The organism is Bradyrhizobium sp. S3.3.6, assembly GCF_040546905.1.
Taxonomy (GTDB): domain Bacteria; phylum Pseudomonadota; class Alphaproteobacteria; order Rhizobiales; family Xanthobacteraceae; genus Bradyrhizobium; species Bradyrhizobium cytisi.
Genome location: NZ_JBEPOT010000002.1, coordinates 620,867 through 634,604 on the forward strand (window position 1 = coordinate 620,867; position 13,738 = coordinate 634,604).

A 13,738-nucleotide genomic window follows, 5' to 3' on the forward strand; every position below is an offset into this window, starting at 1 on the left:
GGCATCGTGTGACTGGTGACTACGTCCGCTTTGCTCCTATAGCAGACATGGCGACGGCGCGCTTGCTCGAGGTCAATAGGATACTTGCGCTTCCGCGGCGTCAGATTGCGCATGGCCTCCGTCGGCGCGTCGAGAGGCTCGGTAGCGGCCGGGCGACAGTCCGTGATGCCGGTGAAACAGCTTCGAAAATGCCGCCGCTGTCTCGTAACCGACACGGCTCGCAATTCGCGCGATCGGCTCATCGCTGGTTTCCAGCAGGAACGCCGCTTCCGCCATCCGGCGTTCGATCACATAACGGTGCATGGATTGGCCGACGAGCTTGGTAAAGCGCGCCGAAAATACCGAGCGGCCGAGCCCCACGCGCTGGCCAAGGTCGCTCAGGGTCCAGGGCCGCTCCGGGTTTTCATGAATCAGCTTGAGCGCCGGTCCGATATGCGGGTCAGATATGGCCCCGAGCCAGCCGCCTTGTCCGGGATTGAGAGACGCGATCCAGCTTCGGAGCACCTCGACAAACAGCACTTCCGTTAATCGTGAAAGCGCGACGCGTTGGCCAGGACGCTCGAGCGCGGACTCGGTGACCATGCGGCGCAGGATTGCTTCAAGCCAACCACCGTCTGCGGTCGGCTTCAGCAGGAGCACGGGCGGAAGTAACTCCAGCACGCTGCCAAACAGCGGCCGGGACACCGTGAAATTGCCGCAAATCATGGTCGAGAGCGGCTTTGCGCGGCTGCCGTGACGAATGACGCCAAACCGCGACGACGCTCGATCGAGATCTGTAATCCGCAAGGGCTTGGCCCTGCGATCCGAATAAAACACGTGGGGCTCGCCGCGCGTGATCACGACAAAATCGCCCTCGGTCATCTTGAATTCCTGTCCCTGTCGGAGCGCGAGGGTCGCCGAGCCCTGGCTGAGATAGTGAAACAGGGCGTAGGGGCGCTCTGGTAACTCCAGATTCCAGGGATGGCCGAGCTCGAAGTGAAAGAGCAGCGTCCCACCGAGACGAACTCGATCGAGCACTTGGGCGAGGATGTCCATGCCGCCGAGATTAGACCGACGGACGATCGGACACAACATCCGGACGATTGATGCCTATCGTCCGAAAGGGCCGCGGAATAGGTGAGGTCGCGGCGGGCCGACGTTACGAGCGGCAACCATTTCGCCGATGGCAGATGGAAGAACCGCGACCTTGCTGGAAACGCCTGTCCATTTCCCCGGACCGAGTTCGTCCGACATACCAACAGGAACCATCAAATGCGAAATATCCTCCTCTCAGCCGCCACCGTACTCCTGGCCGGCACGACATTGGTCGGCTCCGTCTTCTCCGCCGAACTGCCCAAGGGAGCAGCCCACAATATCGTGCTCGTGCACGGCGCTTTCGTTGACCAGACGAGCTGGCAGCCCGTTGCCGATATTCTCACGAAGAAAGGCTACAACGTCACGCTCGTGGAAAATCCGCTTACTTCGCTCGCCGCGGACGTCGATGCCACCAAGCAGGCGCTCGCGAAGCAGGACGGCAGGACCGTTCTGGTCGGCCATTCGTGGGGCGGGATCGTCATCACGCAAGCAGGGGACGATCCCAAGGTTTCGGCGCTGGTTTATGTCTCCGCGTTCGCGCCCAACGTCGGAGAGTCTCTGGCGTCGCTGTCCAAAGCCGGCCCGCCGACCGAAGGCGGCAACGCTATTCATCCCGACGACAAGGGCAACCTCTACATCGACCCGAAGGTGTTTCCTTCCGCGGTCGCGGCTGATCTTCCCCCGGAGATCGCCGCGCACCTGGCTGCCTCGCAACTTCCGTTAAATCACGTTGCGTTCGAGGCACCGGTCACCATTGCGGCCTGGCGCGACAAGCCGACATTCGATGTGATCAGCACCAAGGACAAGTTGCTCGCGCCCGAGGCCCAGAAGTTGTTCGCGGCGAGGATGAAGGCGCAGATAACGGAAGTCGCCGGCAGCCATGCCTCGCTCGTCGTCCATGCGAAGCAAGTCGCTGAGGTCATCGAAAAGGCAGCGCTCGTGAAGTGACGGTACTGCTCCCGGCGCTTTCGCGCCGGGAGCGCACCGGCTCGCTCAGAGGAATGCAGAACGCATTTCCCCCACTCGATTATTTCATGCCAAGCATCCGGAGGATAACATGACTCAACTCGCCATCGCGAACGAAGACGTCGCCACGCTTGAGACGGCGCCGACGCATTACGTCGAAGGCCACGGAATCCGCTTCGCCTATCGCCGCCTCGGCCCTGCGATTGGAACGCCGCTGATTTTCCTACAGCACTTCTCGGGCAACATCGATGCATGGGATCCCGCCGTCCTCAACGCTCTCGCCTCCGATCGCCCTGTCATCGCATTCGACAACGCCGGGGTCGGTCACTCGACTGGCCAAACGCCCGACAATATCGCAGCGATGGCGAGAGATGCAGTCGCCTTCATCAACGTGCTCGGCCTCTCCGAAGTCGACCTGTTGGGCTTTTCCCTCGGCGGCTGCGTCGCCCAACAGATCGCCGCCGAGCATGGACGGCTGGTTCGCAAGCTCATCCTCGTCGGCACTGCGCCCAAAGGCGGAGAGGAACATTTGTTAGCAGTTCTCCAAGAGGCGTTTTCCCAAACCGGTGCGCCGGACCCTCGCCTGCCGCTGTTCTTCACGAAGTCGTCCGCCAGCCGGTCGTCCGGCCTGGCGTTCCTGAAGCGGACGCAGGTTCGTAAAAACGATCGAGACATCGATAACGGCAGCGCGGTAACCGACCCGCAGGCCAAGGCGCTGATCACCTGGTGCGCCACACCTGATCCCGATCACGCCATTCTGCGCGCCATCCGCCAACCCACTCTGGTGGTCAGCGGCAGCCACGACACCATGCTGCCCGCGAACAACGCCTACGCGATGTCTAGGGAACTAAGCAACGCTCAACTGGTCCTCTATCCGGATTCAGGGCACGGCGCCCTGTTTCAGCACCACGAGATCTTTGTCAGCCACGTCCGGACTTTCCTGGACGCTCCGCCCTCGGTTGCGTGATCCCCGGTACGTTCCGATGCGATCGAGCCACTTCAACCATGAGAGTTGGGACGGAAGATAAGATGACAATCCAAAAATTCGAAGTTGAGCGCTTCAGCCTCACGAGTTCAAAACCTTTCGACGCTGTCGTGGCTGCGCTCAAGTCGGCGGTCGGTCAGCCTGACATTGTCGAATTTTTTAGGGCGACGAGGGCAGCAAAATCCTTCCCGGATCTAGAGCGCATTGTACAAAGCGGCGTGGGCCACACCGACCTTATGCTCTTCGCGGAGTTCGACTTGGGCGACATCTTGCGTCGCGAAACTGACTCCAAGACGCCTAAGCTCATACGGCTTGTGGTCGGCAATCCGCTCATCATGAAAGAAATGGTCAGGCACGCGCCCGATGCTGGATCTTACGCGCCAGTCACGGTCCTCATTGACGAGCGTCCCGATGGCGTTCACGTCTCTTATGACAAAATGGAGAGTTACCTGCTGCATTACGGCAGTTCGGAAGCCCTCGCCGTCGCCCGAGCTCTCGATGCGAAAATCACAACTTTGCTACGCGAATGTACAAGTTAACGTCCTGAAGCCGTGCTCGGCCGATGGAAGTGAGTGTCTCATATCCATCGCGCAAAGTGACTGGCATCGTTGTGATGTGAACCAGACCCATAGCCACCGACCTGGAAGCGAATTCCCGCATGTACAAGACTCTTCTTACCACTCTCACCGCCATGGCGCTGTCCATGGGCACTGTCGGGGCTGCTTCCGCTGTCAAGGAGGAGCCGCTCGATTCTACGACCCTTGGTACGATCAAGTCGGAGTTCGGCAGGCTGATGGAATTGGCCAACAAGCACGATTTCAAGGCTCTGCATGAGATGTTCTGGCAATCGCCCTCGACCTTATTGGTGGCTAAGAGCGCGATCCAGTCCGAGGGCAACTGGGCCGGTTATTGGGGTAACGAGGCGATTGATCAGAAGCTGCATGATATCGGCAGCTCCGGTCCGGTCGTGCTCGAGCCCGATTATTCGAAGCTCAAGGTTGTCGGCCTGACGCGCGACGTCGCCGAGTCCTACGTGCCGATGAACATCACGGTCTCTTATGCGGGGCAGGATGGAACAGCCAAGCCGTTTCTTATGATCATCAATTGGCTTCGCGTCGGGAAGGACTGGAAGGTCGCTTCCGAAATCATTCTGCCGGTGCCGCCCGTACCCGCCGTGAAGGGTTAGGCGCGAGGCCTCAACTGTTCGGCACGAAGCCGATAGGTCGGATTCTGGTCATTTTCGACGGTTTCATCGGAGATTGCCGGCTGGCGGATGTCTGCTTCTGCCTCCGTACGCATCCAACCGGGGCGTCATGCGATCGCAACCTTTCGAACGGTTCTTCAACCTTGTCAGGGTCTCACGAACGCGATGGCATGCGCGTGAGACGTCGCACGCTTGCGGGATCGACGCGTACGGGCGCAGCCGCGGTGGGCACAGAACCGGACATCGTCAGCGACATAAGGCGCTGTTAGGCTGCGGCAAACTGCACCGCCCCTGCCGATCAGGAGGGCATCGCCGCAGGCAGGATAAACTCGTTTAGCAAAATGGTTTCCGGAAGGTCCATTCGGTTCGGCAGCCATGCATGGACCAGCGCGACCATGTCCAGATCCGGAACGATCATCAAACGCTGACCGCCCCACCCCATCGCACCGGCCCATTCGACGACTCGTCCACGGCAGAACGAGCGCCCGAGCCACCAATGATAACCGTAGAGGAACAGTCCCGGTCCGTTGTTGTGAGGCTTGATGGAGTCGGCGATCCAGGCCGAAGGGACGATCTGCCGGTCATTCCAAACACCGCGGTTCAGCACCAATTGACCAAGCTTCGCCCAGTCGCGCGGGCGCGCCCGCATCGCACCGCTCGCCTGCGGCTCGCCATCCGGCCATCGGCGATTCCATTCGACATCCTCGATGCCCAGCGCCGCGAACAACTCGTCCTTGGCCAGCACCTCAAGCGACTTGCCACTCGTCTTGTGCAAGACAGCACCAATCAATTCGGTCGCGCCGCTGTTGTAGTTGTAGGTACGCCCCGGCGGCGCAGTGATCGGCTGTTCCAGCACGTAGCGATAGGCATCCTTCGCGCCACGCATCTTGGGAAAGCTGTCGAACGGCTGCTTGAACTCGGACCAGTCAAGGCCGTCCGACATCGTCAGCAGATGATACAGTGTGATCGCGCTCTTCTCCGGCGTGCGCAGATCGGCATATTCGGGAAAGAAGTCCAGAACCGGCATATCCAGAGTTGTGATCCATCCACGCTGCAGGGCGATGCCGACCAAAAGCGAGGTCACGCTTTTGGTCATCGAGTTGCCATTGTGCCTCGTCGCCGCGTCGAACACTGTGTGCTTGGCCGGCTCAAGGCCATACTGATCCCGCCCGGCAGCGTACTGCTCGTACACGAGCACACCGTCGCGCGCGACGATGATGGCATGGACGTTGTCGAGCCGGCCGTCGGCCACGCGCCGACGCATATCATGCAGCGGCATCGGGTCGAACCCATGTCGTGCAGGATTTCCGACACGCCAACCGTCATGAAGATCTGCAGGGCTGTCCGACACGCTCTCCGAGGTCATCGCGGCCCCTCTTGCTGAACCGCACCCGGCCAGCAGCAATGCTCCACTACCGAGAATGACGGCGCGTCGACCCACGCTGCTTATCACGTTGCACCCCCAAATGAGAACGAAAGGTTGTCTCTTCGGCGCTAAACAATCAAGGTCAACTACGCCAAACAAATTCTATCGCTTCGAGGCGTGAAGCCAAGGTCAGCTCAGGGTCATTCTCGTCCTTTCGATCGATGGAACTAGACCAAAGTACGTCTCCAATCCGCTGAAAGCCGACGTAGATCCGAGGATTGCCGGTTGAGAATGGCCAACCTCATTAACGAAGGAGGTCATCATGACAGATGTCCCAAGCACCACTGCGAACGTCTCCAAGCAGATGCCGTGGAATAAGGGAAAGATCGTCGGCGCTAAGCCGCCACTCCGGCCGAAGCACGTTTGGTCAATCCGCACGAAGCTTCAGGTCGAAGGCCAGAACCGTGACCTGGCGCGGTTCAACGTTGCGATCGATAGTAAACTTCGTGGCTGTGACGTCGTCGCGCTGAAAGTCGATGACGTGAGGACCTGACCGCTGCCTGACCACTCGGCAATACGCGCGGCTGTTATCTGATTGGCTTAGGGGTATAGGGCTCGATGCGCATCTGTTTGGAACGCATTCACTTCGCCGAACAAAGGAAACCCTGATCTACAGGCGCACAGGCAATCTGCGGGCGGTGCAGCTCCTCCTGGGGCACACCAAGATCGAGAGCACCGTTCGGTATCTGGGAAACGAGGTCGATGACGCGCTCGCAATAGCAGAACAACTTGACGTCTGAACTTCCCGGGCAGAGCGGACATGCTCTGCCCTCCATTTTTGGCGGCTGTGGGTCAAGCGGTCAAAAGAGCCGACTGCGGCGAGACCGGCTAAAACTTGGCCTTTGGATGCAGTTCGAGCGTCAGTCCTGCGCCGTCACCGTGCGCAGATAGGCGACCACGGCATCAAGATCATCCGGAGCTATCATGGCGTAGTAGTGGAAACCCATCGGTGGCTTGAGACGACTGCCGTCGCGGCTGATTCCTTGAGTGATAGCGCGCTTGATCTCGGCGTCAGTCCATCCTCCGATCCCGTTGGTTTTGCTCTGGGTGATGTTGCGGGAAACAGAGACACCCCAAGGGCCGCGGAATTCGGAGCCACCCGCCCCCAGTTTGGTGGTGAACTCGCGACCTCTTGGTCCCACCGGCGTATGGCACGCCATACAATGTGCAATGGTGGCAAGATAGAAACCCTTTTTCGCACTATCGGTCATCATCGATTCCGTGAATGGCTTTTCGCCGCCGGGCAGGACGTTTTCGACTTGCGGCATCTTGTAAATCGGATCAGGCACTTCGTTATGGATCGGTGCGATTGTACGCAAGTATGCGGCGACAGCGTCCAGATCGTGTTCAGTCATAATGTGGTAAAAGCCGGTCGGCATGACCATAGCGATGTGCACACCCTTCGGCGTTTCCCCGGTGCGCATCAGTTTCTTGATGTCGGCGTCGGTCCAGTTTCCGATTCCGGTCTCCTTGTCTTGGGTGATGTTAGCGGCAGATACCTTGAACGGCGGTTCGTCCCAGGACCCGCCACCGGAGAACGACTTTTCTACGACGTCACCGTTCGGGCCCTTCGGCGTGTGGCAATTGCCACAAGCTAGAATACCGTTGACCAAATAATCGCCGCGCTTGACCAGATCGGAATCGGCACGGGCGACACTGACGGTGATGGCAACAGCGGCGACAGACGTCATAAAGAGTCTAAACATGCTGGTTTCCCCTAATGTTTTGGTCAAATAGATCTATTCTATTATGCGCGCGGAACATCGCGCTCGTAATGAGCCGACCGCTTCAATCGGCTTCGATCAAATGAAATTTCAACTACAGGCGTCAGCTATTCCGACAAATCATATCGGGCCATAGGTAATTTGCTGCCTCTAATCAAATACAGATCGCCAAGGCACCCACCACGTTAATAGCGGCCTGCCAAGCTGGCAACGTCTCCTTTGGGTCATTTCCGACGGTTTCAGCGCAACCAACTCGCCGATTATGAATGGATTGCCATCAAGCCCATGCTGCCGAACAAGCCGCGTGGCGTTCCTCGGGCTAGCGACCGTCGTGTCCTCAATGGCATCACGCGATCGCAACCTGGTCGAACGGTTCGTCAACGTTGTCAGGGTCTCACGAACGCGATGGCATGCGCGTGAGACGTCGCACGCTTGCGGGATCGACGCGTGCGGGCGCAGCCGCGGTTTCCGGCTTTGCCGGCGCTGTAGCATCAGGCTGAATTGCAAACGCTTCGCGCATCCAGCGCGGCCAGCTCTCCCAGTCGAATCCGGATTTCGCCAGCGAACCTGCGTTGCTCGTTGCGGACGACAATAGCGATCCTTTGAACATGGCAACTGCTCCGACATGAAAAAACCCGCGGCGGATTTCTCCGCGCGGGTGTTTCAAATTTTTCGATGATGCCACTTTGCCAGTGTTTTGCCCGACGTGTCAAATCCAGATGACGCTACGCGGCGCGCAGTCGCGATATCGGTGGGCTGTTCGCGTTCGACCAGGTCCGAGAAGCGTCTCCCTGCCACCAACTGAATATGGCGAATGGTTTCAGTGCCCTCGCTACTGTGCATGGGGTTGTTTTCGACATAGACTCACCTGCCCGCAACCGAAGCCTATACCCAATGGCCGCTCCCTTCGTCCCCCAGATCGCCCTCTACCGCAGCTGGCTCGCCACGCAGCGCGGCCTCACCTTCGCGAATTACGAGGAGATGCGGCAATGGTCGGTGCGCGATCTCGATGCATTCTGGCGCAGCATCTGGGACTATTACGATCTGCAATCGCCGACGCCGTTTGCGGCCGTCATCACCGAGCGCAAGATGCCGGGCGCGGTGTGGTTTCCCGGTGCGCAGGTCAACTATGCGCGGCAGGTGTTCCGGCATGTCGACGCGGCGCATGCCGCCGGCCTGCCCGCGATCGTCAGCGGGGGCGAGGACGGCAAGCTCCGCGAGACCAGCTGGCCGGAGCTCAAGCGCAAGGCGGCCGCGCTCGCGCTGCATCTGAAGGACACGGGGATCAAGCCCGGCGACCGTGTCGCGGCCTATCTGCCCAACATCGCCGAGACCATCATTGCGTTTCTCGCCAGCGCCAGCATCGGCGCGGTCTGGAGCGTGTGCGCGCCCGACATGGCCGCGCCCGCCGTGATCGACCGCTTCAAGCAGATCGAGCCGAAGGTGCTGATCGCCTGCGACGCCGTCACCTATGCCGGACGCAGGCATGACCGCAGGGATGTCGTCGCCGAGCTGCGGCGATCGCTGCCGAGCGTCGAGCATGTGATTCTGCACAGCGACGCCACGGCTCCTGCCGCACCGGACGCCCTGCTCTCCGACATCACCGCAAGGACGGGCGCCGCGATCGACGCGTTCGAGCCGATGTGGCTGCCGTTCGATCATCCGCTCTGGATCGTCTATTCCAGCGGCACCACCGGCCTGCCCAAGCCGATCGTGCACGGCCATGGCGGCATCGTCATCGTGGTGCTGGCCCTGCTCGGCCTGCACAACGACATCGGCTGCTCCTATCACCAGAACTCGTTCGGCGAGCGCTATCACTGGTACTCTTCGACCGGCTGGATCATGTGGAATTCGCAGGTCGGCGGCCTGCTCAGCGGCACCACCTGCTGCATTTTCGATGGCAGCCCCGGCGGCACCAGGGACAAGCCGGATTGGACCACGTCGTGGCGCTTCGTGGCGCAATCGAAAGCGACCTTCTTCGGCGCGGGCGCGGCGTTCTTTGCAAACTGTGCCAAGGCCGAGATCGATCTCGCGGCTGCCGGCGATCTGTCGCGGCTGCGCTGTCTCGGCTCGACCGGCTCGCCGCTCAGCGCCGACACGCAAGCCTGGTTCAACGATCGCTTCGCGGCGCTGTCGAAAACCAACGGCAGCGAGGCACAGGCCGACATCTGGTGGGCAAACATCTCCGGCGGCACCGATTTCGCCGGCGCCTTCATCGGGGGCAACCGCGAATTGCCGCAGACGCCGGGTGCGATGCAGTGCCGCCTGCTGGGAGCAGCGGTGGAAGCCTTCAGCGAACAGGGCCGCGCCGTGATCGACGAGGTCGGCGAGCTCGTCTGCACCGAGCCGATGCCGTCGATGCCGCTCTATTTCTGGAACGACAAGGGCAACGCGCGCTATCTCGCGAGCTATTTCGAGACCTACCCGGACAATTTCGACGGCAGCGGCCGCGGGCCGGTGTGGCGCCACGGCGACTGGCTCAAGGTCAATCCGGACGGCTCATGCGTGATCTACGGCCGCAGCGATGCGACGATCAACCGGCATGGCCTGCGCATGGGCACCAGCGAGCTCTATTCCGCGATCGAGGCGCTGCCGGAGGTGCTCGATAGCCTCGTCGTCGACCTCGAATATCTCGGCCGCGACAGCTACATGCCGCTGTTCGTGGTGCTGCGCGAGGGCACAGCCTTCGACGGCGCGATGCAGGCGAAGATCAACAAGGCGATCGAGGCCGGCCTGTCACGCCGCTTCCTGCCGAATGAGATTTTTGCGGTCGCCGAGATCCCGCGCACGCTGTCGGGCAAGAAGCAGGAGCTGCCGATCAAGAAGCTCTTGCTCGGCCAGCCCGTCGAGAAAGTCATCAATAAGGAAGCAATGGCCAATCCGGCCTGCCTCGACTGGTATCTCGCTTTCGCCCGCGACTATCTGGCGCGAACCGCCGCGTAAACCTCGGCCGCCGCCGGAATTGGAGCGATCAGGGACGCGGCAGATCGGCCCAATTGCACCGTCGGCATTTGCACTCCGTTCACCCATCGTCGCTAGACGGGTCAGGATCCCCTGCAAACGAACCGCAAGCCATGGCCGACCTCAACGCCGTCCTCTCCAGGCTCAACGACCGCCTGCTCCGCCTCGAGGGCGAGCTGTTCGTGCTGCGCTCGCTGGCGCGTGCGACGCTGACGGCGGGCGACGACCACGCAGTGCGCATGCGCAAGCTGGTCGAAGCCGCCAAGGTCGCGCTCGATGACGAGGCGAAACGCGAGCTCGACAAGCCGACGCGCAAATATGTCGATGCGGCAACGGCGCTGGTGGAGGAATTGCTGGTCGAACCGACCCCGGCGCGGCCGCTGTTCACCGTGATCGATGGCGGCCGGCGCGACTGAGCAGACTTAGCGGAACCGCGTCGCACCAAGCTCGGGTGCATCCGCCGCCAGCCTGGCCAGTCCGGCCTCGATGATCGCGATCTCCTCGTCGATCTTGCCGATCGGCAGGCTGAAATCGAAGCTGCCTGACCTGCTCTTCAGATCGACCGCGAGCCGCTGCCTGTGCATCATCAGCTCGTCGAGGCCGCGGCGGTTCTTCAGCCGCACATAGGCGTCCACGATCTGCTCAATGGCGTTCGGCATGACATCGGTCCCGGCAAAAAAGCCCGCGGCGCGCGCACCCACGCCGGCGGGACATTTTTGGTGTCGCGGTACGCAATACAAATCCGCGACGGATTCGTCGATACGACGGCGAAGTTGAGAACGCGTTACCGTTTCATGATTTCGTGATGGCGTGGCCGTGCGGCAACGTTTAGTCCGTGACGCAGAAATATTTGCGCGGCCATTTGCGATAGGCGCTGTAACGGTAGTACGGCCTGTAGGCATAGCCGCGATAGAGCGCCGGCGGCTCCTCGCCGTAATAGGCGCCGTGGTAGAAATTGTAGATCGTCCCCTCGGCGCAGCGATAGGCATCCCAGGTCGGGCCGATGAAGGGCGCCACCCCGTTTTCGGGCGGGACTGCCGGATAAGGTCCGCCGGCTTGGGCCGGAGCGGCCGCAATCAGGACCGCAAGAAGGACAAACCACGCGCATCGCATGTGCTCGCTCCGGGCAGATCGCAATGCGCCCATGGAAGCACCGGAACGGCCGACGGCGCAATGCCGAGTTCATCGTCCCCGCGGCCTTCGCATTGTTGATAACCGGCGCAAACGCCGCGCGGGTAGTGACAGGGCGGCCTGACGTGTTATCGGGGATGACGCACCTGCGAAACGGATCACACACCCATGCGCATTACCCTCGTCGGCTCCCGCCATTTCGGCGTGACCACCCTGAACATGCTCCGCGAACACGGCGTCGGGGTCGTGCGGGTCGTGGTGGCCGACGCGGATGACCGCCTCGCCGCGACCGCCAAGGCCACCGGCATCGAGGTCGCGGTGCAGGCCAATCCCAAGCTGGTGGTGGCCTCCGAGATCGCCCCCGACACTGACCTGATCATCACGGCCCACAGCCACGCCCGGATCGGCAAGGACGCGCTGGCTGCCGCGAAGTTCGGCGGGATCGGCTATCACCCGTCGCTGCTGCCGCGTCATCGCGGCAAGGCCGCAGTGGAATGGACCATCAAGGAAGGCGATCCGATCGCCGGCGGCACGATCTATCACCTCGCCGACCGTATGGACGCCGGCGCCATCGCCGCCCAGGACTGGTGCTTCGTCAAGAAGGGCGAGACCGCCCGCGAACTCTGGGAGCGTGCGCTGGCCCCGCTCGGCCTCAAGCTGCTGGCCGACGTGATCGATTACGCCAAGGTCCATAAGGCGCTGCCGGCCAAGATTCAGGACGAGCAGTTCGCGACCTCGGCGCCAAGTCTTTCGTGAGTCGCCCCTGACGTTAACGATTAACGTGAAGCCGCATTGATTCTGCTTCGAAAATTGGGGCTGGAAACACAAATAAACTATTGTTTCCACAGGAACAATTTTCGACTTTGCGTCGCACCAAATTTCCGTCACATTTCGCCCGAATAAGCGTCAGCATATCAGACAAATTCAAGGACGGAATTCATGCGTTTTGGTCGCATCGCGGCGTTCTGTGCCGCTTCAGTTATTACCGCCACGCTCGCCGCCCCCGCGGTCGCCCAGACCCCGTTTGACGGCAATTGGCAGGTCACAATCGTGACGAAGACCGGCTCCTGCGAGCCGACCGCAAGCTCGATGCTGACGGTTGCCGACGGCAAGATTACCGCCCCCGGCGCTAACGTTTCCGGCACCATCGGCCGTGAGGGTCTTGTTAAAGTTTCGATCAATGGTGCATATGCCAACGGTCAACTCAGCGGCAACGCCGGATCGGGGAAGTGGAATGGAGCATCTGCAGGCATACCGTGCAGCGGGCGGTGGGAAGCATCGCGCCAATAAACTATTCGGGACTAACCTCCTCAGCCGGCGGCTGCTCACGACGGCCGCCGTTTTGTTTGTGGCGTCTATCGCCAATTCTGAAAGCAAGGCCCAGGTCGGTCCGTTCGCCCCGATGGCGGGAACCTGGAGCGGCGGCGGCACCGCCATCCTCGATGACGGCTCGACCGAGCGGATCCGCTGCCGGGCCAAATACGCGCCGATCGGTCCCACCATGGAGATGTCGCTGACCTGCGCGAGCGACGCCTACAAGTTCAACCTCGCGGCCAACGTCAAGGCCGAGGGCAGCGCCATCAGCGGCAGCTGGAGCGAGGCCAGCCGCAATATCAGCGGCTCCTTGCTGGGCCGTGGCGGCGGCGGGAACTTCGAGGTGGTCGCCTCGGCCGCCGGCTTCAACGCCAACATCGCGCTGAGGACGAGCGGCAGCAAGCAGACCGTGACGATCCGCGCGGACAGCCAATTCCGCGGCGCCAACATCTCGATGTCGCGCTAAGGCGAGCCTCGCTTGGGGACGATCGATCCGGCGACATCGCCGGATCGATTTTTTTATGCGTTCGGCACAAACGCCGTGACCTCGATCTCGACCTTGGCGCGATCGTCCACGAGGCCTCCTATATAGAGCAGCGTCGAAGGCGGGAAATTGCGCCCGAGCGTTTCCTTCCAGGCGGCGCCGATGCCGGCGCCTGCGGCCTCATATTCGCGCCGGCTGGTCAGATACCAGGTCAGACGCACGATGTGCTCGGGGCCGGCTCCGGCCTCCGCGAGAAGCTTGACGATCCGCTTCAGCGCGGTCGCGACCTGGGCGGCCATATCAGGCTCGTAATTGCCGGCCTCGTCGCCGCCGGTCTGCCCGGCCAGCACGACCCATTGGCCCGGCCCCTCCGCCACCACGCCATGTGAGAAGCCGCGCGGCTTTTTCCATTCGGCTGGCTGCAAGATACGCATGAGCGGAGATCTCCCGATTTTCTTGTTGATCGTTG

15 protein-coding genes and 1 pseudogene are annotated in these 13,738 nt (G+C 61.4%); 10 read left to right on the forward strand and 6 right to left on the reverse strand.

All coding sequences use genetic code 11. The annotated features are described in order from the left end of the window. Positions 1-72: 72 nt before the first annotated feature. Positions 73-1,035 (reverse strand): AraC family transcriptional regulator, encoded by a 963-nt coding sequence (locus tag ABID59_RS07550; protein WP_187434630.1) that lies wholly within the window; start codon positions 1,033-1,035, stop codon positions 73-75. A gap of 216 nt (positions 1,036-1,251) precedes the next feature. Between ABID59_RS07550 and ABID59_RS07555 the strand changes: the two genes are divergently transcribed. The 4 genes from ABID59_RS07555 to ABID59_RS07570 all read left to right on the forward strand — a co-directional run bounded on the left by ABID59_RS07555 (position 1,252) and on the right by ABID59_RS07570 (position 4,211). Continuing rightward, positions 1,252-2,022 carry an alpha/beta hydrolase gene (locus ABID59_RS07555; RefSeq protein WP_354082959.1) on the forward strand — a complete coding sequence of 257 codons (771 nt, stop codon included), beginning with the start codon at positions 1,252-1,254 and terminating at the stop codon, positions 2,020-2,022. 109 nt (positions 2,023-2,131) lie between these two features. After that, entirely contained in the window at positions 2,132-3,007 is an 876-nt protein-coding gene (locus ABID59_RS07560; protein WP_354082960.1) for an alpha/beta fold hydrolase, read from the forward strand. 62 nt (positions 3,008-3,069) lie between these two features. After that, on the forward strand, positions 3,070-3,564 hold the full coding sequence (locus ABID59_RS07565) for a DUF302 domain-containing protein (protein ID WP_354082961.1): 495 nt from the start codon (positions 3,070-3,072) through the stop codon (positions 3,562-3,564). Between the two features lie 119 nt (positions 3,565-3,683). Further along, positions 3,684-4,211: a hypothetical protein gene (locus ABID59_RS07570; protein WP_148749349.1), complete on the forward strand. Its 528-nt coding sequence runs from the start codon at positions 3,684-3,686 to the stop codon at positions 4,209-4,211. Positions 4,212-4,527: 316 nt separating this feature from the next. On the opposite strand, the gene ABID59_RS07575 is transcribed toward ABID59_RS07570, so the two are convergent. Beyond that, on the reverse strand, positions 4,528-5,595 hold the full coding sequence (locus ABID59_RS07575; RefSeq protein ID WP_354082962.1) for a serine hydrolase domain-containing protein: 1,068 nt from the start codon (positions 5,593-5,595) through the stop codon (positions 4,528-4,530). 322 nt (positions 5,596-5,917) lie between these two features. On the opposite strand from ABID59_RS07575, the pseudogene ABID59_RS07580 reads away from it, so the two are divergent. Continuing rightward, positions 5,918-6,395, forward strand: a pseudogene (locus ABID59_RS07580) (tyrosine-type recombinase/integrase). A 120-nt stretch (positions 6,396-6,515) separates the two neighbouring features. Here ABID59_RS07580 and ABID59_RS07585 read toward each other — a convergent pair. Next, the gene (locus tag ABID59_RS07585; protein ID WP_246230143.1) at positions 6,516-7,361 is read right to left on the reverse strand and encodes a c-type cytochrome; all 846 of its coding nucleotides are present in this window, start codon (positions 7,359-7,361) and stop codon (positions 6,516-6,518) included. A 912-nt stretch (positions 7,362-8,273) separates the two neighbouring features. On the opposite strand from ABID59_RS07585, the gene ABID59_RS07590 reads away from it, so the two are divergent. Further along, positions 8,274-10,322, forward strand: a complete 2,049-nt coding sequence (locus tag ABID59_RS07590) for an acetoacetate--CoA ligase (RefSeq protein ID WP_354082963.1) — start codon at positions 8,274-8,276, stop codon at positions 10,320-10,322. 131 nt (positions 10,323-10,453) lie between these two features. Then, a complete protein-coding gene (locus tag ABID59_RS07595) occupies positions 10,454-10,756 on the forward strand; it encodes a hypothetical protein (protein WP_148753833.1) in 303 nt (100 codons plus the stop codon). A 6-nt stretch (positions 10,757-10,762) separates the two neighbouring features. Here the strand turns inward: ABID59_RS07595 and ABID59_RS07600 are convergent, their stop codons facing one another. Beyond that, on the reverse strand, positions 10,763-10,999 hold the full coding sequence (locus tag ABID59_RS07600; protein ID WP_148753832.1) for a hypothetical protein: 237 nt from the start codon (positions 10,997-10,999) through the stop codon (positions 10,763-10,765). Positions 11,000-11,168: 169 nt separating this feature from the next. Beyond that, on the reverse strand, positions 11,169-11,357 hold the full coding sequence (locus tag ABID59_RS07605; RefSeq protein ID WP_246230141.1) for a hypothetical protein: 189 nt from the start codon (positions 11,355-11,357) through the stop codon (positions 11,169-11,171). Positions 11,358-11,639: 282 nt separating this feature from the next. On the opposite strand from ABID59_RS07605, the gene ABID59_RS07610 reads away from it, so the two are divergent. From ABID59_RS07610 to ABID59_RS07620, 3 genes are all read left to right on the forward strand, one after another. Next, positions 11,640-12,227, forward strand: coding sequence for a formyltransferase family protein (locus tag ABID59_RS07610; RefSeq protein ID WP_354082964.1), 588 nt, complete (start codon positions 11,640-11,642; stop codon positions 12,225-12,227). Between the two features lie 183 nt (positions 12,228-12,410). Further along, positions 12,411-12,761 (forward strand): hypothetical protein, encoded by a 351-nt coding sequence (locus ABID59_RS07615; RefSeq protein WP_354034373.1) that lies wholly within the window; start codon positions 12,411-12,413, stop codon positions 12,759-12,761. Then, positions 12,706-13,251 carry a hypothetical protein gene (locus ABID59_RS07620; RefSeq protein WP_354082965.1) on the forward strand — a complete coding sequence of 182 codons (546 nt, stop codon included), beginning with the start codon at positions 12,706-12,708 and terminating at the stop codon, positions 13,249-13,251. Before ABID59_RS07615 ends, ABID59_RS07620 begins: the two co-directional genes overlap by 56 nt. Before the next feature lie 53 nt (positions 13,252-13,304). Here ABID59_RS07620 and ABID59_RS07625 read toward each other — a convergent pair whose 3' ends face one another. Beyond that, complete coding sequence (locus ABID59_RS07625; RefSeq protein WP_354082966.1) at positions 13,305-13,703, reverse strand: RidA family protein; 399 nt, start codon at positions 13,701-13,703, stop codon at positions 13,305-13,307. Positions 13,704-13,738: the final 35 nt, after the last annotated feature.

Bases quoted from the DNA above. Each gene is read 5' to 3' on its own strand.
- ABID59_RS07550 (WP_187434630.1), bottom strand. From the start codon at position 1,035: ATGGACATCCTCGCCCAAGTGCTCGATCGAGTTCGTCTCGGTGGGACG.
- ABID59_RS07555 (WP_354082959.1), top strand. From the start codon at position 1,252: ATGCGAAATATCCTCCTCTCAGCCGCCACCGTACTCCTGGCCGGCACG.
- ABID59_RS07560 (WP_354082960.1), top strand. From the start codon at position 2,132: ATGACTCAACTCGCCATCGCGAACGAAGACGTCGCCACGCTTGAGACG.
- ABID59_RS07565 (WP_354082961.1), top strand. From the start codon at position 3,070: ATGACAATCCAAAAATTCGAAGTTGAGCGCTTCAGCCTCACGAGTTCA.
- ABID59_RS07570 (WP_148749349.1), top strand. From the start codon at position 3,684: ATGTACAAGACTCTTCTTACCACTCTCACCGCCATGGCGCTGTCCATG.
- ABID59_RS07575 (WP_354082962.1), bottom strand. From the start codon at position 5,595: ATGACCTCGGAGAGCGTGTCGGACAGCCCTGCAGATCTTCATGACGGT.
- ABID59_RS07585 (WP_246230143.1), bottom strand. From the start codon at position 7,361: ATGTTTAGACTCTTTATGACGTCTGTCGCCGCTGTTGCCATCACCGTC.
- ABID59_RS07590 (WP_354082963.1), top strand. From the start codon at position 8,274: ATGGCCGCTCCCTTCGTCCCCCAGATCGCCCTCTACCGCAGCTGGCTC.
- ABID59_RS07595 (WP_148753833.1), top strand. From the start codon at position 10,454: ATGGCCGACCTCAACGCCGTCCTCTCCAGGCTCAACGACCGCCTGCTC.
- ABID59_RS07600 (WP_148753832.1), bottom strand. From the start codon at position 10,999: ATGCCGAACGCCATTGAGCAGATCGTGGACGCCTATGTGCGGCTGAAG.
- ABID59_RS07610 (WP_354082964.1), top strand. From the start codon at position 11,640: ATGCGCATTACCCTCGTCGGCTCCCGCCATTTCGGCGTGACCACCCTG.
- ABID59_RS07615 (WP_354034373.1), top strand. From the start codon at position 12,411: ATGCGTTTTGGTCGCATCGCGGCGTTCTGTGCCGCTTCAGTTATTACC.
- ABID59_RS07620 (WP_354082965.1), top strand. From the start codon at position 12,706: ATGGAGCATCTGCAGGCATACCGTGCAGCGGGCGGTGGGAAGCATCGC.
- ABID59_RS07625 (WP_354082966.1), bottom strand. From the start codon at position 13,703: ATGCGTATCTTGCAGCCAGCCGAATGGAAAAAGCCGCGCGGCTTCTCA.